Source organism: Exiguobacterium sp. s6, assembly GCF_018618155.1.
Classification (GTDB): domain Bacteria; phylum Bacillota; class Bacilli; order Exiguobacteriales; family Exiguobacteriaceae; genus Exiguobacterium; species Exiguobacterium mexicanum_A.
In genome coordinates this window covers 149,175-166,575 of sequence record NZ_JACSLN010000002.1, presented here as the reverse complement: position 1 = coordinate 166,575, position 17,401 = coordinate 149,175, and the positions used below count along the sequence as shown (strand labels likewise).

Genomic DNA, 17,401 nt, shown 5'->3' with positions numbered 1-17,401 from the left:
ATTAGTATACTTTGTGTGACCTATCAATGATTGATTCATCAATTAGTTTTTGAAGGAGGATACCCGATGCGCGACGCTTGTTCGCTCAGCGATGAGATTCTCTACCATGTCATCACCGTACAAAAAGAACTGGCCCAACTGTTCGATACGGAAATGGACGGGCTCAGCTCGACCCGCTTCGATATTTTGAGCAACTTGCATCACGTCGGCCCTTTGCGTCAGCGTGAACTGCAACAACGGGTCGGCGTCGATCATGCCGCCATCACGCGACATTTGAAACAGCTCGAGACACAGGGCTTGATTACGCGCGAACGCTGCCTCCAAGACAATCGGGTCATCTTTGTCGATTTGACCGATGTCGGTCGGGAGCGGATTGCACATTGGACCGAGCAAAAGAAGTGCTTATCGGACCGTCTTTTTGTAAACATGAAGGTAGAGGAGCAACGACAGTTACTCGAACTTTTAAATACGTTACAAACCAACATTCAACATGAAAGGAAGACCCTTATATGAACACGACAACACAGAAAGACTTTATGGAAATCCTCAAAGGACGCCGCTCGATTCGCGTCTATGATGAGAACGTCAAAATCTCAAAAGAAGAGATGACACAAATCCTGGAGGAAGCGACGACGGCACCGTCATCACTCAACCTTCAACCGTGGCGCTTCGTCGTCATCGATAGCGCAAAAGGCAAAGATACTCTCCTTCCGCTCGCAAGCTTCAACAAACGCCAAGTCGAGACGTCATCAGCCGTTATCGCCATCTTTGCCGACTACCAGATGGCCGATTACACACAAGAGATCTTTGATACGGCCGTCGAGCGTGGCCTCATGCCACCAGAAGTCCGCGACCGTCAAGTTGACATGATCAAAGGCATCTTCAAAGACGCACCGAAAGAGTCTGTTAAAGACAGCATCTTGCTCGACTCAGGTCTCGTCGCAATGCAACTTATGCTTGTCGCCCGTGCCCACGGCTACGACACAAACCCGATCGGTGGCTATGACAAAGCGAACATCGCGGAAGCGTTCGGCCTCGAGAAAGAGCGCTACCTTCCGGTCATGCTCCTCTCAATCGGAAAAGCCGCGGAAGACGGTTACCAATCGGTCCGCTTCCCAATCGACCGCATCACGGACTGGAAATAAGCAAAAGCTCAAGCGCCTCGGGCGCTTGAGCTTTTTTTCATCCGATGTATTTGACGACTTCATTGAAATCGCGACGTGTCTTCGGCGCGAAGTCGCGGGCCCGATGTCCGAACGCGACCATGACCGAGAGCGACCAGGCACCTCGTTCCATGACCCCTTCCGAGATCAATAATTCATCGATGTCTGCCTGATTGAACCCTTCAATCGGACATGAGTCGACGCCGATCTGTGCGGCGGCTGTCATCATGTTGCCGAGCGGGATATACGTCTGGCGTTTAATCCATTCTTGGAACACACGCTCATCATCTAACAGTCGATAATCTTGTTCTTGGAACTCACGGACCCGTTTCACCCGAAGGGCGTACTCGTCCTCGGTCCGTCCTTGGACGTCCGTGACGATGTGACGGATGTAGTCCGAGTCGTAGCGCATCGCTTCAGGCGTCCGCGCCAAGATCAACACGAAATGGCTCGCCGTTAACGCCTGTCCTTGGGCACCCCACGCGTGGTCTTTGATCTTCCGGAGCAAGTCTTCGCGACGAATGACGACGAACTGCCAAGGCTCGAAACCGAACGAACTCGGTGATAAGCGACCCGTCTCCAGAATGAATTCGAAATCTTCCTCATCGATTTTGCGGTCCGCGTCGAACTCTTTCGTCGCTTGACGCCAACGATACGCATCTAAAATATCTTCTTTTTTCACGATGATCCACTCCCCATTTACCAAGATGACTCCATCATATCAAAACGATAAATAAGAAAGCGCTCATGGAGATTCTTTAACGGCAAGCGAACGTCCTGTACGTAGCGGAAAGGCGTCTCGTCATTCAAAAAATGTAAGTACTCATCGGCCGGATAATAGAGGATGAGGTCGACCGGACGCTGTGCGCGCTCGACCGACTCGATGATGTTCGCAACGACCTGCCGGAACACGTTCACCGAGAACGGGTTGAAGAAATAAAAGCGGTTCGCCTCAGCCGGCACCTCAAACTGTTCGGCGTAACCGCGGACGAGCTGGACACTGCCACGCGTCCGGTGTTTCTTGGCGTAGTTCATCCAATTCTCAAGTGCCGCTTCGTGGAAGCCGCCATCCATCTCGATGCCAATGGCCCGAACTCGGAACGTATAGGCGAGATAAAACGGGAGGCGCCCTTTCCCCGATCCGAAGTCGACGACCGTGTCCGTGGCCGCGAGCGGATAGGCGTCACGCAACAAGTCGAGCGCCTCATACGGGGTCGGTTCATAGCGATGATATTCAGCCGAGGCCGGGAACCCTTGTTGCGGTTTCGCCGTCTCGATTTGGAGCAATCGTTCATAGTCTTGTTCAGTCATGAATGTGTCCTTTCTTGGATGGCGCGGAAAAACGGATGCCGCTCCATCTCTTGTTTAAACGCCTGTCGTTCTTGCCACATCACATAGCCGACGTAGAGCGGGATGAGCAACTTAAACCAACTCGGTACGAGGAGCATCCCCGTGACGGCAAGCGGGATGAGACGCAGCCATAAGTTCCGATGACGCGGCGTCCGTATATAAAGTAAGATGGCCGTCGTGCGCCGGGCGGTCCCAAACCGATTCGGTCTCGGTCGATAGAGCGGACGCTTGCGCCGGCTCGGCTTCTCGATGGCGCCCGACGTCGATAATAATGCCCGGTCAAAGGCGGTACGCAACGCCTCACTCCGTTCGAGTTCTTGGCTAAGATATGGGTGGCGTGACAGCCACCCTTCTCCGACATACATCGCAAATGCAACAAGACCACTGCCGAGTACGGCCGACCATAAAGGTGAGTCGATGAGGAGCGCATACATACAAACGAACGTCACACACGTGACCGTAACTCGTAACATCCAATGGCTGCGCCGGACCGTCAACTGATAACGGATCCACGTATGAATCCCGGTCAAAAACAGGAGGCTGATCCCGAATGCGAATATAGAGGCAACGGGCCAACCGTCAAGCCAAAGCACGGGCATGAACGCCGACAAAACAAAGAGGAACATTGCACCGAGTTTGATGGCGTGATAAAGCAACGAATCGTGTTTCAACCTGCGAACCAAAGAACGTTTGGCCACCAGCGTCACGTCCGCCCGTTCGACCCAGACGAAAAACTGATTTCTGAGGAGGACAATTCCAATTCCAAGCGCCCAAACGAACATCGGCACTTGACTCACCCACTCGATTTCGCCTTGCCAAAGCAATCGGTATTGATACCCGAGAAAGATGGCGAACGGAATGACGCCATACAGAACGACTGTCCAATCCAAGATGAGCCGCCACGTTTTCCACTGTTTGGTCACATGGGTTCGGACACGTCTAGCAAACAGCTGATGTTCATTCATCGCATGACCACATCTTCCATCATATCGAACAGCGACTCGCCTTCGGTGTGCAGGCTGAGACGCAACTCTTCTTTTGTCCCGCCCGCGAGCATGCGTCCGTCATCAATCCAGACGAAGCGGTCGCATAATCGCTCTGCCGTATCGAGGACGTGGGTGACGAGAAGCACCCCGGTGCCTTGACGGCGTTCCGCTTCAAGTAAACGAAGCAGCTGGATCGTCGTCGTCGCGTCGAGTCCGACGAACGGCTCATCGATAAGGAGAAACTTCGCTTCTTGGATGAGCGCCAAGAGGATCATCGCTTTTTGCTTCATCCCTTTTGAGAACGAGGCGATATAGTCGTGGCGGACCGTCTCGAGCCGAAACAACCGGATCAGTTCTTCCGTCCGCTCACGATTATCAACGTCCGTCAATTCCAACACGAGAGCGATATGTTCCTCGAGCGTCAAATAATCATAGTAAACCGGTTGCTCGGGGATATAGGCGTAGCGGTCGATGTGTATTTCGCCCCGCATCCACGGGATCGTTCCGGTGAGACAGGCGAGCGTCGTGCTCTTCCCGGCCCCGTTCGACCCAATCATCCCGACGATTTCGCCCGGCCGGACCTCGAACCGGATGGCCTCGATGACCGACTCACCGTGTTCATACCCGGCTTGTTCAATGTGAACGTTCATGAGAACCTCCTTCGCAAAAAGTCGCCTTTTCAGGCGACGTCATCGAACGATATTGACCGAAGAGAAGACGAACTTGTCATAGCGGTGCCGAGCGAATGAATATTCGAACGGCTTCCCGTTACTCAAGTAAACGACTTGTTCGACTTCGATGATTGGGTCGGTAATGTCATTCTTCAAGTAGCGTTGGTCGTACTCGTCAGGCTTATCGGCCCGAATCATCTTGTGTGAGCTCGTGATTGTGTAACCGAGCTCCTGTTGGATGTAGCTATAGACCGACTTCTCTAAAATTTTACGCGACAGTCCTGTAATTAGATTGGCGACCATGTACGTCAATTCGATGACGTACGGCTCTTCGTCTACATAGCGGACACGACGAATCTCATAGACCGGTTCCGTCAGCTCAATCATCAAATGGTCGGCGACTTCCTGGGTCGGGAACTTCACTTCAAAATCGAGCACTTCACTGCGCAAACTGCGGTCGCCGATGACTTGCGTCAATCCTCTCGTCTCTTTACTGATGATGTTGATGCGCTCTTTTTGGAAACTGGCCGGCAAGATGAACGTCCCTTTGCCACGCTTCCGATAAATCAAGCCTTCCATCACGAGAATCTCAAGAGCGCGCTTCATCGTCATGCGGCTGACACCAAACTCTTCCGCTAATTGAATCTCATCTGGGAGCGGTGTTTCGAGTTCATAAGCCTGTTCATTGATGCGATGCCGAATCTCGTCAGCAATCGATTCATATTTTGGTTTTTTCTTTGTAGACATATTCCACCTCATGTATAGACATATACAAATAATATATCAAAAAAAGCTGACAAAGAGTAGGTCCTTGTCAGCTTTTCCTATTAATCTGTAAATCCATGATTGGCAATCACTTGTTTGAACCAGTGACCAGACTTTTTAACGCTCCGCTCTTGGGTCGCCAAATCGACACCGACGAACCCATAGCGGTTCTTATAGGCGTTGCTCCATGACCAGTTGTCCATGAACGTCCATAAATGGTACCCTTTCACGTTCGCACCTTCTTCGAGCGCCCGATGCGTCCATTTCAAATGCTCGCGAATGAAATCGATCCGGTAGTCGTCTTGGACGCTGCCGTCGGTGTCACGGTAACGTTCTTCTCCTTCAACGCCCATCCCGTTCTCAGAAATGAAACACGGGATGTTACCGTAGTTGTCTTTCAAGTTGATCAAGATGTCATAGACGCCCTGCTCATAAATTTCCCAACCACGATACGGGTTCATCTTGCGACCCGGCATCTCATAGAAGTCGAACAAATTCTCAGGCAGGAACGGCGCATCAGGATTCGGAAGCGACGCCTTTGCCTTGACCCGACGCGGTTGATAGTAGTTGATGCCAAGAAGGTCAATCGTATTGGCCCGAATGAGATCCAAGTCTCCAGGTTGCATCTCCGGCATCGCGTCTTGTTCCTGTAACACGTCGATGAGCTCTTCAGGGAACGTCCCGAGCACGGACGGGTCCAAGAACGAGCGGTTGAAGATGGCGTCGGCCAAGCGTGACGCCTTCACATCGGCCGGATGTTGGCTGCGCGGATACGACGGTGTCAAATTCAGGATGATCCCGATTTGACCGGCCTGTCCCTGCTCCCGGTACGCCTGAATGGCGAGCGCGCTCGATAAGATCGAATGGTAAGCGACTTGGACGGCACGCTTGAAATCGACGACGTTCGGATAGTGGAAATCGTACAAGTATCCACCTTCGACCGGCACGATTGGTTCGTTATGGGTGAACCATGTCGTCACACGGTCTCCGAAAAGTTCGAAACACGTCTTCGCGAACTGTACGTAAGCGTCGACGACGTCACGTGACTCCCAGCCGCCTCGGTTTTGAAGCGCCATCGGCATGTCGAAGTGATATAAGTTGATGAACGGCTCGATGCCATGATCGATGAGGCAATTGATCACATTGTTATAGAACGCGATCGCCTCTTCATTCACCTCACCGACGCCGTCTGGGAATAGACGTGACCACGAAATCGAGAAGCGGAACGTGTTATGCCCGAGCTCTTTCATGAGCGCGATATCTTGCTCGTACAAATGATAGAAGTTAGACGCTTCGGTCGCGCTGACGCCATTGAAAAATCGGTTCGGTTGTTGCATATACCAGTAATCCCAAATATTTAAGCCTTTGCCGCCTTCAAACGCCGCACCTTCCATTTGCGTCGCCGAAGAGGCCGTCCCCCACCAAAAATCGGTCGGGAATTGATACGTCACTGCTGCTGATGTTTTCGTTTCTGTCGGGTTCGTCATAAACTCTCTCTCCCTTATTCTCTATTTCTCATTCATACCGCTTCGTCTTTATGGTTAGCGGCTTCTTCCTGTTCTTTCTTCACGTTCAAACGGTCAATAAATTTAAGGAATGGGAACCAGACCGCCAAGATGATCAAGAAGTTGACGAGTTGTAGCAATCCGCCGGCAAGTGAGTTCGTCGCCATCATCCCGCTGATGAACATCGGGACGGTCCAAGGTACCGCGACCCCAGTCGGCGGCGGGACGAGCCCTGTCGACATCGCAAAGTAAGTGACCGTGACCGTGATGAGCGGAGCAACGATCCACGGAATCATGATGAGCGGGTTCATAACGATCGGTAAACCGAAAATGACCGGTTCGTTGACGTTAAAGATCCCTGGTCCGAGTGACAGTTTCCCGATTTGTTTCAACTGCTTCGATTTCAAGAACAACAAAATCGCTACGATGACGGCAAGCGTCGAGCCCGAGCCGCCAAGGCCGACCGTATAGATTTCGACAAATTGTTTACTGATGATGTTCGGCACATCTCCGGTCGCCGTGTACGCGTTCAAGTTTTCAAGCGACAACGTATTCCAAATTGGATCCATGACCGAGTTGACGATGACTTGTCCGTGCAACCCGAAGAACCAGAACAATTGGACGAAGAAGATGGCGATCAACGTTGGGACGAGACCGTTACCCAATTTAACGAGCGGCTGTTGCACGACGTTGAAGATGACGTCATGTAAGTTCGTATTGAACAAGCTCGTCACACCGATGTTGAGGAGCAAGAAGACCGTGAGCGTCAACAAGGCCGGTACGAGCGCTGAGAACGACTTCGCCACCGCCGGCGGTACGCCGTCCGGCATTTTGATCGTCCAGTTCTTTTGAACGACGAATCGATAAATCTCACCTGAGAGGAAACCGGTGATCATGGCGAGGAACATTCCTTTGGCGCCAAGACGATCGAGCGGGAGGACGTTACCGACCGCTTCTGTCATTCCTTCGACTTCGATGAGGAACGGTGTCAACAAGAGGAACGATACGAGCGAAATCGCCCCACCGAAGACGGCTTCGACGTTGTAACTTTTCGAAAGATAATAGCCAATACCGAAAACGACGAAGATTGACATGATTCCCATCGTGGCCGATGGGGCGTTACCGAGTGACGATTTGAACGCGTTCAGCGTCCCTTCCGACATGAACTTGTCTAAGAACGGCAAGTTGGCGATAACGACGACGATCGAACCGAACATGGTAATCGGGAACGCGAGCATGAACGCATCCCGTAATACTTGCAAATACCGACTGTTGTTCAAGTAAGTCGCCATCGGCATGAGCAACTTGCTGATCAGTAAGAACATTTTGTTGTCCTGTGACATAGGATTCACCCTTCTTGATTAGGATTTACAATCTTTTGCTCCATCATCTCGATCAGGCTTGCCGTCAAATCGAGCATCGTCTGGGTCGACATGAGATGGTCTTCGGCGTGAAGGAGCAACAGTGACATGTCCGTCTTCTCCCCGTTCGCCTCTTTTTGAATTTGGCCGAAGTGCGTCTGATGCGCTTCTTTTAACTGTTCACGTGCTATCGCTAGCTGCGCTTCAAACGCTTCGTATGAACCGTTCTTATACGTTTGGATCGCTTCTTGAATCGTGCTCCGAGCGTTGCCGCTATGCAAAATCATCATGAACGCCATCTGTTCTAACGTTAACTCTTCCGTTCCTTCCATGACCTCACCCCATCAATTTGATTGCTTGCTCATACGCCGCTTTCCCATTCGCCGTTCCGTAGGCCATCATGTCGATGACTTCGACCGGTTTCGATGTTTGCGCTTTCAATTTATCGAGCAAAAAGCGCATTTGCGGTCCGATGAGGATGACGTCCGCTTCTTCCATCTCCTTACCGACCTGGTCTTGACCGACTGCCCAAATTTTCGCTTCGTCCCCGATTGACTCCGCGTGCTGTTGCATTTTCGTGACGAGCAGGCTCGTCGACATCCCTGAGCTACAAGCGAGTAATACTTTTTTCATGTTCAACCACTCCTTTTTTGAAATCGTTTACAAGTTTTATTATACACATGATTTATTTCATGTCTATACTTGATTTAAACTTTGTTTAGTTTTTAAATTTAAAAGTGTATATGATAATAAACGAGAGTGAGGGAATTGACGATGAAGATCATCCCGTTACAACCGCATTACCAATATCGCTTATGGGGAGGCGACCGCTTAAAGCGTTACGGTTTTCATTTTAACGAGGCCTCGATTGGCGAAGCATGGACCGCCTCGGCGTTGCCGCAAGGCAGTTCCGTCGTGTCTGCCGGATTGCATATCGGGACAACGCTAGACGACCTTTATGCCACGCATCCAGAACTGTTCGGCATTGATTCACCTGTGTTTCCGTTATTGATCAAGTGGATTGACCCGAACGATGACCTTTCGATTCAAGTCCATCCCGACGATGCGTTGGCACAGTCGCTCGAGGGTCAACCTTACGGAAAGAATGAATGCTGGTACATCCTCGACGCACCAGAGGGAGGAGAAATCATCTATGGCCATACGTTTGAATCGAAAGAGACGTTGCAGCAGGCGCTCGCGACCGGAGACGTGATGACCGGATTAACTCGAAAATCTGTCACCCGTGGCGATTTTCTGTACGTTCCGGCCGGGACCGTACACGCCTTAACGAAAGACGTGTGCGTCCTTGAGATTCAACAGAGTTCGGACACGACGTACCGTCTCTACGACTACGAACGAATTGAAACATCAACTGGACACACTCGTGACCTCCATGTCGAGCAAGGTGCCCTCGCCTCGTTCGCACCCCATCTCGACTATGCGGAACCTGTCCTGCGCCTGGATCATTTCCGGACACAGTTGACACGTAACCCGTATTTCTTCGTCGAAAAATGGAACATCGAACGTGAGGAATCCGTCTCGACGGATACGTTCCGTCTGCTTTCGGTCGTGGAAGGGACACTTGAGATTGACGGTTCGTCCTTCGAGATTGGTGCGACGTTGCTATTGCCAGCAGGTCAGTCATTTCAGCTGGACGGAACGGCCACCTGCCTCATCGCCGGTGTCTCATCCCCAATCAAACAAAAAGCCCGCATCGGCATCGACTTGGGCGGCACGAATACACGCGTCGCCGTCGTGTCGACGGACGGACGTGTCGAGAAACAATATAAATTGAAGACACAGCCTCACCTTGAGCTCGACGCCTTGTTAAATCAAATCACACTTGCTGTCGAACGATTCCAACTCGAATATGACATCACGCACGTCGGTATCGCTGCACCTGGTCCGCTCGACCTAAAACGAGGTGCGTTCTTGACCCCGCCAAACCTCCCGAACTGGCATCATCAGACGATTGTGGAGCCGCTATGCACTCTGCTCGGTCTACCTGTCACGTTAGAGAATGATGCCAACGCAGCAGCGCTCGCCGAAGCGAAATTCGGGGCTGGCCGTCATGTCGACTCCGTCTTTTACGTCACGGTCAGCACAGGGATTGGCGGCGGTTTCGTCTATAAGCAAAATTTGATTAGCGGGGCTCACGGTAGCGCCGGAGAAGTCGGCAATATGATCATTCGTACGGACGGACCAGCACATCCGACACTGAACGTCGGAGCGCTTGAGACGCATGCGAGTGGAACGGCACTTCACGAACGCGCCCTCACTAAAGGAGTGACTGATTCGATGACGCTTTTGACAGACAACATCGAACGCAATACGTTCGTCGAGGATTTAGCGACCGGTCTCGCCAACATCATCCATACGGTCGATCCCGATATCATCATCCTCGGGGGAGGCGTGACAGCATCGGCTCCGTTATACTGGAATCAGTTACAAGACGCGGTCGCGATGCGAGTATACCCCCATTTGAGAGGAGCGACCCCCCTCGTCCTGCATGAGTTGCACGGCGACGCTGGCGTCATCGGGGCCGCGTTCTTGATATAAGGAGTGGAAAGAAATGCAACATTATTTAGCCATCGATATCGGTGGAACTAGTATCAAATACGGAGTCGTCCGATCCGATGGCACCCTACTGTCAAACAAACACGTCCCAACCCCTGCGACGTGGGACGGCTTGCTCGAACAAGTCGATGTGATCTTTAACGAAACGACCGCCGAAACCCGCTTCGACGGTATCGGCTTCAGTGCGCCCGGCGCTGTCGATTCGACGACCGGCGTGATTCATGGAATCAGTGCACTTCCCTACATTCATGATCGTCCTTTCTTACAGGCGTTCAAAGAGCGGTATGACTTGCCTGTCACTGTCTTGAACGATGCCAACGCAGCAGCGCTCGCAGAAGGATGGACCGGTGCCGCGGCGTCGGTGACGAGCTACGCGACGGTCGTCATCGGGACGGGCGTCGGCGGAGCATTCGTCGACCATGATCAGGTGATGATCGGATCCCACTTCCATGGCGGTGAGTTCGGATATTGGATTCTCGACCCGTCTCTTCCCCACCCAGATGGGACATGGAGTAAAATCGGTGCCACGGCCGCTCTTGTCCATCGATGCAGTGAGCAACTCGGACGTCCCCTTACCGGAAAAGATGTGTTCGCACTTCAAGCTGACCCAATCATTCAAGCCGAGTTGGAACGATTCTATCGCTGGAACGCGATTGGCATCTACAACCTCCAATTCGGGCTCGACCCGGAGCGTATTTTAATCGGTGGCGGCATCAGTCGTCGCCCGGAAGTTCGGGACGGCATCAAGCGACACTTGGATGCGCTTTGCGACGCGTTCGGAACATTCCGCATCGACGTCGAGACGTGTGCCCACTTCAACGAGGCCAACTTGATCGGTGCCGCACGGTTTCACATGTTAGCGCAGTAAAAAAGGGTTTCCATCACGAGGTTGTGATGGAAACCCTTTTATTGTGCCAGGCAGTCTTCATGGAGGTGATGATACACCTCGTCTCGAATCGCTTCGAGCGTACGCTCATGAACGATCATGTGTGCCCGAATCGTTCGGTTGACGCGTTCATTAACCTTGCCGGCCTCCAAGTGTCGATCCAACACGGGAAGGCTGAAGTCGTCAATCGGCAAATAGGCGATAGGAATCACGGCGGACCCTGATTTCACCGAGACTTGCACGCCGTTCACTTCTGGAAAGAAATACGACTCATAATACGGTTCGACGGCCAGCTCTTCTTTCATCGCATCCCGCACTTCGGGAATCGTTGTCGGCAAGGCGATGAAATACACCATTTGGTCGAACGAGAATGAGACGTCTTTCAGCGAGACGCCCAGTGCCTCCGCATGTCGGTTGGCCACACTCCTCGTCACAAACCGATAACTCGGACGGCTCGTAAACAAGATGGTCGCGATAAAGGCGACGGTCATGATCATGACACTGAATTCGGTCATAGCGGCACCCCTTCCCAGCGGCAGACTTGGTTTTTCCCTCGTGATTTGGCCGCATACAACGCTTGATCGGCGCACTCAATCAACTGTTCGCGTGACTGTTCGTGAAGCGTGTGCTTCGAAGCGACACCGAAGCTCAGTGTTAACTGACCACCTGGTTGTCGCTCCCCGTACATGAAGTTGGTGCCGAGCACGGCCGCACGAATCGTCTCCGCGACGTGGGACGCCTCGACTTCATCGAACTGCGGCAAGAGAACGACAAACTCTTCGCCACCGAACCGATACGCCATCTGTTCATCCGGCACGCTTCGTCGAATGACACTCGCGAGCCGCGTGAGTAACTCGTTTCCAGCCAAGTGACCGTTTGTGTCGTTGAAATGCTTGAAATGGTCAATATCCATCACAATCAGTGACAGCTCGTCCGTTTCGCACTCCCGGAACAAAACGTCCAAATCTTGTTCGAACGAGCGATGGTTTTTGAGACGCGTCAACCCGTCACGAAGCGCCAACGTCTCGATGCGCTGGTACAGCATCGTCTGATGGAGCGCGAGCGAGGCTTGTTCCGCGATCGGTCGGACACTGTCAATCTTTTGAGGGGTGATCGGTTTTTTATTGACGACGTTGTCGATGACGAGAAGTCCGTATGGAATTCCTTGATGATGGAGCGGAAAAATCGTGCACTCGTCCATCTGTAAGTCGGTATGTAACATGCGCAGCACCGGGTCGTCGGTGATGCTCGCATACACGTGGAGCGGCCGTCCCGAGTCGAGCGTCTGTCTGAACAGATGGTCTCCATGAAACGGGATCGTCATTTTCCGAATCCGTTCGTTCAACTGTTCATCGTGTGACGAGTCCGTCTCTTTCTCATCAATCAGTCCTTGGAGATCATAATGTTGCCGGGTGATTTCTTCCCAAATGTGAAACCCGTCTTCCGGATTCATCGGACCCGTTCCCATGACTCCGTAAATGCTATCTTTTTCCAAATCAGCGAAAAAGATGATCGATCGGTTAAAGCCGAGTCCGTGCCCCGCCGTCACCGATGTCAAAATCGTTTGCAGCAATCGGTCCGGGTCGAGCGTGTCTTGCATCGTAAAACTGACTTCCCGGAAGACGTTCAATTGACGGGAACTCGCCGTCAGCATCCGCAACCGGCCTGATCGCTCTCGCTTCAACTGGTTGATGTAACCAAAGAGCAGCGCGGCTCCTAGGCCAAAAAAGACATAACTGAGCAACAGCGGAAAGGATAATGTCCCGGATTGACTGTATACTAAAAGCCAACTGACCATGATTGCAACAGTCATGCCTTTCCAGTGAAAACAGACGAGCCCTGTCATAATCAATAACAGCACTGACCAATGTAAATCATAAAAATCGAACAACACCCCGTGCCAAATCACGACAAGGCTGCTCGTCCCTGCGAGCAGCCAGCGATTCAAGGCGGGGGTCGTCATCAACCGAAGGACGTTGAGGACGATGGTGATTAGGATGATGCCGCCAATCAATAGGCCATAAACCATGGTTACCCCTCGTTTCATCGAGTCATCTATACATTTGATTATAAGTCGAATCATCGAACGCGGGACCGGATTTGTCCAATCACTGACCAAACTTTTAACTTACTTGAAGTATTTTCCATAAGTTGTCGAACTCGCTTGTTCTTTCTCATATGAGTGATTTCACATAATCCTTTCATTTACTTTAGCGAAGTAACGTGGAATGATGGAATTAACTAACCTATTTAAGCGAGGTGGAAGCGTGACCCGTACCGAACATCTTGAAGCAACACGGATTTTACAGCATTTGTTTAACGCGTCTTCCTTCGTCGGAATCGACTTCGGTTCCGGCCCCAATCATCATCTACTCTACTTCAACCGAGACGGCAACGAGTCGTGGCTCTCGATTGAAGGACCTTGGTACGTCAATTCATCGGGACCTTCGTTCAACGAAGATGAACAACTCCATCACCTCGTCGGACTCCGGCGTGAACGCGTCCGTTCCATCCTGTTATCTGAAGACAATCCCCATCTTGAACTGACATTTGAATCTGGAGCCGTCCTGTTCGTGAACGGCTATCACGAACAGTATGAAAGTTGGCAGGCCGGAGACGCCCGTCCGCTCGGAGGCGAACACTTCTTACTCGTCGCCATGCCTCAAGGGGACTTGGCCGTCTTTGCAGAGGAAGACGTCTGATGGCAGCCTGGACGGAGATTCTCACGTATATGTTGATTGCCGGTGGTGTCAGTCTCGCGATCATCGTCTTGCGCAAAGTCACGAAAGCATAAGAAAAGAGCGGCCGCGGCCGCTCTTTTCTTATTTTACCGTCTCATCTTCGAACAAGCTCGCCCCGTTCGTCTGGATGACGTCTTGATACCAGAAGAACGAGTCTTTCCGCGAACGCTCGAGCGTCCCCGACCCGTCGTCATGCTTATCGACGTAGATGAAGCCGTAACGCTTGCTGTACTCCCCGGTCGATGCACTGACGAGGTCGATACAGCCCCAGCTCGTATAGCCGATGACGTCGACACCGTCTTCAATCGCCTCCACCATCGCTTTCAAATGGTCACGCAAGTACTCAATCCGATAATCGTCATGAACCGATCCGTCCGCTTCAACCTTGTCATAAGCACCGAGACCATTCTCGACGATGAAGAGCGGCAATTCATAGCGCTCATACAGTTTGTTCAAGATGACGCGAAGTCCCATCGGATCGATTTCCCAACCCCAGTCGCTCGCCTTGAGGTAAGGGTTTTTCACCCCGCTCATAATGTTCCCCGCTGCCTCGTCTTCCGTCTTCTCCGCTTTCTCGGTACGCGACATATAGTAGCTGAGCGAGAAGAAGTCGACCGTGTTCGCTTTCAGTGTCTCGAGGTCCCCGTCTTCCATCACGAGTTCGATTCCGTTCTCACGGAAGAAACGTTTCGCGAATGATGGATACTCACCACGGACATGGACGTCACCACAGAAGAAGTTCATCATGCGCTCGGCGTCGTGTGCATACCAGATGTCTTCCGGATTCGAGCTGTACGGATAGACCGGCGCCGCGATGAGCATGCAGCCGATTTGCATCGACGGATCGATCTCTTTTGCCGCTTTTGTCGCGAGCGCACTTGCCACGAGTTGATGGTGCAACCCTTGGTACGTCAACTGCAACTGGTCGTCCCCTTCACGAATCGCCATGCCGAGACTGAGCATCGGCATGAACTGGGCCCCGTTGATTTCATTGAACGTGAGCCAATATTTGACCTTGCCTTGGTAACGTTCGAACAAGACACGGCTGTATCGCTCGAAGAATGTCACGAGGCGACGGTCGCGCCAACCACCGTATGCTGTCGCCAAATGGAGCGGCAACTCGTAATGTGAAATCGTGACGAGTGGCTCGATTCCTTGCGCGACGAGTTCATCGATGACACGGTCATAGAATTTGAGCCCTTCCTCGTTCGGTTCGAGCTCATCTCCATTCGGGAAGATCCGCGACCAAGCGATCGACATGCGGAACGTCTTGAATCCCATCTCTTTGAAGAGGGCGATGTCTTCCTTGTAGTGATGATAGAAGTCGATGCCTTCATGGTTCGGGTACGTGTACTCGTCATGCAACTCGAAATCGAACGTCGGGTCATGAATGATTTTCATTCGGTCTTTGCCGCCCGGCATCACATCCGCGATCGAGAGCCCTTTTCCACCTTCTTGGTATCCACCTTCAAATTGGTTCGCCGCCGTGGCGCCACCCCATAAAAAGTTCTTCGCTACTTGTTTCATGTTTGTTCCTCCTCTTAGGCTAAGACGCGCAAGACGCCGTGGTTTGGTTCGACGATGCCGACATGTGTCGGCAAGACATCTAAGTAATTCCCTGTATTCGTGACAATTACCGGGGTAATCGTGTCATAACCGGCTTGGGCAATGGCCTCTAAATCAAATTTCACCAACACATCGCCCTCGGTCACACGCTGTCCGGCTTGGACGAACGTTTCAAAATGTTTCCCACCGAGCTGGACCGTGTCGAGCCCGACGTGAATCAATACTTCGACGCCGCTATGTGAGCGGAGTCCGATGGCATGCTTCGATTGGAAGACCGTGACGACTTCGCCATCGAATGGGGCGTAGACGACCCCTTCTGTCGGCATGATGGCAAGTCCTTTCCCCATCGCGCCGCTCGAGAACACTTCATCGCGAACGGTCTCGAGGGAAACCGCTTCTCCTTTGACTGGAGCCGATACCGGGAAACCGACGTGCTCCGATACGGCCGGCGCTACTTCTGCCGTTGTCTGTTCGCCTGTCTCGACTTCTTTATGGAATGCGAACGTGAGTCCGAACGAGACGAGTGTCGCGACCACAAGACCGATCAAGGCGCCGTAGAACGTCATATCGAGACCCGTCGCCGGAATCATGACCGGGATACTGAACACGCCGAGACCACCCATCGCGTAAGCCGCCGTGCCAAGCATACCGCCGACGACCCCGCCGGCCGCACCGCCAACCATCCCGAAGACGAACGGTTTCTTGCGAGGAAGCGTCAATCCATAAATCGCTGGCTCTGTGATGCCGAACACGCCGGCAATCGTCGATGACGTCCCGAGCCCTTTCGTCTTCGGGTCACGCGCCTTCAATGTGATGGCGAGCGTTGCCCCGACCTGACCGAACGTCGCCATGAGGACTCCGACGACGATCGTGTCCATGCCGACGACCGCCAAGTTGTTGATGATGATCGGCACGAGCCCCCAGTGGAGACCGAACATGACAAGCACTTGCCAGAACGCGCCGATGAAGGCAATAGCGACGACCGGGCTAAGTTCATATAAGAACGAGTAGCCGCCGGCGAGTCCTTGGCTCGCGTATGTCGCGACCGGACCGATCGCGAGGAATGTGAGCGGGACGACAATCAAGAGTGCCATCATCGGTGTCGTGAAGTTACGGACCGCTTCATGCGTGTGTTTGTTGAAGAATGTCTCAATTTTCGATGACACATACGCTGCTAAGATGATTGGAATGACCGATGACGCGTAGCTCATCAAGACGACCGGTACCGTGAGGAACGTGAGCGACTCGCCCGCTCCTTGCATCGCGACGATGGCCGGGTAGACGAGCGCACCCCCGATAATCATCCCGATATACGGATTGCCGCCAAACTTCTTTGCTGCCGAATGGCCGAGAATGACCGGTAGAAAGTAGAAGAGTGCGTCAGCCGCTGCGTTCAAAACAATATACGTGCCCATGTCTTGCGTGAGCAGACCGAGGGCGACGAGAATGGCGAGCAACCCTTTCAATAGACCGCTACCGGCCATCGGACCGAGAATCGGGGTAAAAATCCCCGCAATCACATCAATCAACCGGTTAAAGACGCCCGATTTTTCCGTATCGTCGTTCGATGACGTCTGGAATCCGCCCGCCTCGACCACGTCTTGGTAGACGTAAGGGACGTTGTTGCCGATGACGACTTGGAACTGACCGCCGCTTTGGACGACCGTGATGACACCGTCATGGTTTTTTAACGCCTCGGGATTGGCTTTCTGTTCATCTTTTAATTTAAAACGTAGCCGTGTCGCACAATGGAACACGCTTTTGACGTTATCTTTCCCGCCGACGTGACGAATGATGTCCGCCGCGAGCGTTTTTGTTTGGCTCATACTA

The 17,401-nt window shown here is 52.5% G+C and carries 18 protein-coding genes; 5 read left to right on the top strand and 13 right to left on the bottom strand.

The features are described from left to right. Positions 1-66: 66 nt before the first annotated feature. Complete coding sequence (locus KNP75_RS11805; RefSeq protein WP_029596329.1) at positions 67-513, top strand: MarR family winged helix-turn-helix transcriptional regulator; 447 nt, start codon at positions 67-69, stop codon at positions 511-513. Then, positions 510-1,145: a nitroreductase family protein gene (locus tag KNP75_RS11800; protein ID WP_215190507.1), complete on the top strand. Its 636-nt coding sequence runs from the start codon at positions 510-512 to the stop codon at positions 1,143-1,145. Before KNP75_RS11805 ends, KNP75_RS11800 begins: the two co-directional genes overlap by 4 nt. Positions 1,146-1,182: 37 nt before the next feature. On the opposite strand, the gene KNP75_RS11795 is transcribed toward KNP75_RS11800, so the two are convergent. The 9 genes from KNP75_RS11795 to KNP75_RS11755 form a co-directional block, all read right to left on the bottom strand. After that, positions 1,183-1,845, bottom strand: coding sequence for an NAD(P)H-dependent oxidoreductase (locus tag KNP75_RS11795; RefSeq protein WP_034780919.1), 663 nt, complete (start codon positions 1,843-1,845; stop codon positions 1,183-1,185). Between the two features lie 17 nt (positions 1,846-1,862). Next, positions 1,863-2,474 carry a class I SAM-dependent methyltransferase gene (locus KNP75_RS11790; protein WP_029596332.1) on the bottom strand — a complete coding sequence of 204 codons (612 nt, stop codon included), beginning with the start codon at positions 2,472-2,474 and terminating at the stop codon, positions 1,863-1,865. Further along, positions 2,471-3,478, bottom strand: coding sequence for an ABC transporter permease (locus tag KNP75_RS11785; protein ID WP_215190506.1), 1,008 nt, complete (start codon positions 3,476-3,478; stop codon positions 2,471-2,473). Before KNP75_RS11785 ends, KNP75_RS11790 begins: the two co-directional genes overlap by 4 nt. Continuing rightward, on the bottom strand, positions 3,475-4,149 hold the full coding sequence (locus KNP75_RS11780) for an ABC transporter ATP-binding protein (protein WP_215190505.1): 675 nt from the start codon (positions 4,147-4,149) through the stop codon (positions 3,475-3,477). Before KNP75_RS11780 ends, KNP75_RS11785 begins: the two co-directional genes overlap by 4 nt. Positions 4,150-4,188: 39 nt before the next feature. Then, positions 4,189-4,917, bottom strand: a complete 729-nt coding sequence (locus KNP75_RS11775) for a GntR family transcriptional regulator (RefSeq protein WP_021068003.1) — start codon at positions 4,915-4,917, stop codon at positions 4,189-4,191. 80 nt (positions 4,918-4,997) lie between these two features. Next, the gene (locus KNP75_RS11770; protein WP_215190504.1) at positions 4,998-6,422 is read right to left on the bottom strand and encodes a glycoside hydrolase family 1 protein; all 1,425 of its coding nucleotides are present in this window, start codon (positions 6,420-6,422) and stop codon (positions 4,998-5,000) included. Positions 6,423-6,454: 32 nt separating this feature from the next. Further along, on the bottom strand, positions 6,455-7,765 hold the full coding sequence (gene celB, locus KNP75_RS11765; protein ID WP_214797458.1) for a PTS cellobiose transporter subunit IIC: 1,311 nt from the start codon (positions 7,763-7,765) through the stop codon (positions 6,455-6,457). 23 nt (positions 7,766-7,788) lie between these two features. Beyond that, positions 7,789-8,133: a PTS sugar transporter subunit IIA gene (locus KNP75_RS11760; protein ID WP_215190503.1), complete on the bottom strand. Its 345-nt coding sequence runs from the start codon at positions 8,131-8,133 to the stop codon at positions 7,789-7,791. A gap of 4 nt (positions 8,134-8,137) precedes the next feature. Then, complete coding sequence (locus KNP75_RS11755) at positions 8,138-8,434, bottom strand: PTS sugar transporter subunit IIB (RefSeq protein ID WP_071398792.1); 297 nt, start codon at positions 8,432-8,434, stop codon at positions 8,138-8,140. 141 nt (positions 8,435-8,575) lie between these two features. Between KNP75_RS11755 and KNP75_RS11750 the strand changes: the two genes are divergently transcribed. Together KNP75_RS11750 and KNP75_RS11745 are read left to right on the top strand one after the other, a co-directional pair. Next, a complete protein-coding gene (locus KNP75_RS11750) occupies positions 8,576-10,360 on the top strand; it encodes a type I phosphomannose isomerase catalytic subunit (protein WP_215190502.1) in 1,785 nt (594 codons plus the stop codon). Between the two features lie 13 nt (positions 10,361-10,373). Further along, positions 10,374-11,246, top strand: coding sequence for an ROK family protein (locus tag KNP75_RS11745; RefSeq protein WP_215190501.1), 873 nt, complete (start codon positions 10,374-10,376; stop codon positions 11,244-11,246). Between the two features lie 38 nt (positions 11,247-11,284). Here the strand turns inward: KNP75_RS11745 and KNP75_RS11740 are convergent, their stop codons facing one another. Together KNP75_RS11740 and KNP75_RS11735 are read right to left on the bottom strand one after the other, a co-directional pair. Beyond that, on the bottom strand, positions 11,285-11,779 hold the full coding sequence (locus KNP75_RS11740; RefSeq protein WP_215190500.1) for a hypothetical protein: 495 nt from the start codon (positions 11,777-11,779) through the stop codon (positions 11,285-11,287). Next, a complete protein-coding gene (locus KNP75_RS11735) occupies positions 11,776-13,293 on the bottom strand; it encodes a sensor domain-containing diguanylate cyclase (RefSeq protein WP_215190499.1) in 1,518 nt (505 codons plus the stop codon). The genes KNP75_RS11740 and KNP75_RS11735 overlap by 4 nt, the downstream gene beginning before the upstream one ends. A 238-nt stretch (positions 13,294-13,531) precedes the next feature. On the opposite strand from KNP75_RS11735, the gene KNP75_RS11730 reads away from it, so the two are divergent. Further along, positions 13,532-13,966, top strand: coding sequence for a hypothetical protein (locus KNP75_RS11730; protein WP_215190498.1), 435 nt, complete (start codon positions 13,532-13,534; stop codon positions 13,964-13,966). A gap of 120 nt (positions 13,967-14,086) precedes the next feature. Here KNP75_RS11730 and KNP75_RS11725 read toward each other — a convergent pair whose 3' ends face one another. Both KNP75_RS11725 and KNP75_RS11720 read right to left on the bottom strand, forming a co-directional pair. Next, the gene (locus tag KNP75_RS11725) at positions 14,087-15,532 is read right to left on the bottom strand and encodes a glycoside hydrolase family 1 protein (RefSeq protein WP_214754354.1); all 1,446 of its coding nucleotides are present in this window, start codon (positions 15,530-15,532) and stop codon (positions 14,087-14,089) included. A 14-nt stretch (positions 15,533-15,546) separates the two neighbouring features. After that, entirely contained in the window at positions 15,547-17,397 is a 1,851-nt protein-coding gene (locus KNP75_RS11720) for a beta-glucoside-specific PTS transporter subunit IIABC (protein WP_215190497.1), read from the bottom strand. Positions 17,398-17,401 lie beyond the last annotated feature (4 nt).

Bases quoted from the DNA above. Each gene is read 5' to 3' on its own strand.
- KNP75_RS11740 (WP_215190500.1), bottom strand. From the start codon at position 11,779: ATGACCGAATTCAGTGTCATGATCATGACCGTCGCCTTTATCGCGACC.
- KNP75_RS11735 (WP_215190499.1), bottom strand. From the start codon at position 13,293: ATGGTTTATGGCCTATTGATTGGCGGCATCATCCTAATCACCATCGTC.
- KNP75_RS11785 (WP_215190506.1), bottom strand. From the start codon at position 3,478: ATGAATGAACATCAGCTGTTTGCTAGACGTGTCCGAACCCATGTGACC.
- KNP75_RS11760 (WP_215190503.1), bottom strand. From the start codon at position 8,133: ATGGAAGGAACGGAAGAGTTAACGTTAGAACAGATGGCGTTCATGATG.
- KNP75_RS11720 (WP_215190497.1), bottom strand. From the start codon at position 17,397: ATGAGCCAAACAAAAACGCTCGCGGCGGACATCATTCGTCACGTCGGC.
- KNP75_RS11780 (WP_215190505.1), bottom strand. From the start codon at position 4,149: ATGAACGTTCACATTGAACAAGCCGGGTATGAACACGGTGAGTCGGTC.
- KNP75_RS11800 (WP_215190507.1), top strand. From the start codon at position 510: ATGAACACGACAACACAGAAAGACTTTATGGAAATCCTCAAAGGACGC.
- KNP75_RS11725 (WP_214754354.1), bottom strand. From the start codon at position 15,532: ATGAAACAAGTAGCGAAGAACTTTTTATGGGGTGGCGCCACGGCGGCG.
- celB (WP_214797458.1), bottom strand. From the start codon at position 7,765: ATGTTCTTACTGATCAGCAAGTTGCTCATGCCGATGGCGACTTACTTG.
- KNP75_RS11770 (WP_215190504.1), bottom strand. From the start codon at position 6,422: ATGACGAACCCGACAGAAACGAAAACATCAGCAGCAGTGACGTATCAA.
- KNP75_RS11790 (WP_029596332.1), bottom strand. From the start codon at position 2,474: ATGACTGAACAAGACTATGAACGATTGCTCCAAATCGAGACGGCGAAA.
- KNP75_RS11775 (WP_021068003.1), bottom strand. From the start codon at position 4,917: ATGTCTACAAAGAAAAAACCAAAATATGAATCGATTGCTGACGAGATT.
- KNP75_RS11755 (WP_071398792.1), bottom strand. From the start codon at position 8,434: ATGAAAAAAGTATTACTCGCTTGTAGCTCAGGGATGTCGACGAGCCTG.
- KNP75_RS11805 (WP_029596329.1), top strand. From the start codon at position 67: ATGCGCGACGCTTGTTCGCTCAGCGATGAGATTCTCTACCATGTCATC.
- KNP75_RS11750 (WP_215190502.1), top strand. From the start codon at position 8,576: ATGAAGATCATCCCGTTACAACCGCATTACCAATATCGCTTATGGGGA.
- KNP75_RS11745 (WP_215190501.1), top strand. From the start codon at position 10,374: ATGCAACATTATTTAGCCATCGATATCGGTGGAACTAGTATCAAATAC.